This window comes from Pseudomonas sp. GOM6 (assembly GCF_029537485.1).
Taxonomy (GTDB): domain Bacteria; phylum Pseudomonadota; class Gammaproteobacteria; order Pseudomonadales; family Pseudomonadaceae; genus Aquipseudomonas.
The window spans coordinates 1-460 of the sequence record NZ_JARPUS010000038.1; the positions used below are offsets into that span (position 1 = coordinate 1).

At 61.5% G+C, this 460-nt stretch carries 1 pseudogene; it reads left to right on the forward strand.

From position 1 onward, the window contains the following. Positions 1–375, forward strand: a pseudogene (locus P7A97_RS20520) (alkaline phosphatase); the annotation flags it as partial. Positions 376–460: the final 85 nt, after the last annotated feature.

Below are 460 nucleotides of genomic sequence, written 5' to 3' on the forward strand. Positions count from 1 at the left end.
GTGGAAACCGACACCCCACCGCCGGCCGATGGCACGGCTTCAGCTGAGTCTGCGCTGCGCTACCTCTACCCGGAGGACAACGGCCAGGTCGTCGACTTCAGCCAGCATGCTGGTCTTTCAGCGGCTTACATCGAGCTGAAAGCCGTGCGTCAGTCGATTGCCGACAAGGAAAAGCGCGAGGCCGAGCTCAAGCAGGTGCTGCAGCAGGCCATGGGCGATGCCAGTCGGGCGGAGTTCTCCAGCGGCTATGTCAGCTGGCGCAAGGCCAAGGACAGCATCGGTCTCGATGTAGCTCAACTGCTTAAGGACAAGCCCTACCTGCAGGCCAAGTACCCGTTGCTGAAACCGGGCGCACGGCGCTTCCGGCTCGGCTGAACCCCAGCTTTTCCAACTCTTCCCTCCCCTTGGCCAGTCCATGCAGTTCGCTCTGCGTGGCTGGCCTTTTTTCATTTCCAGGAGA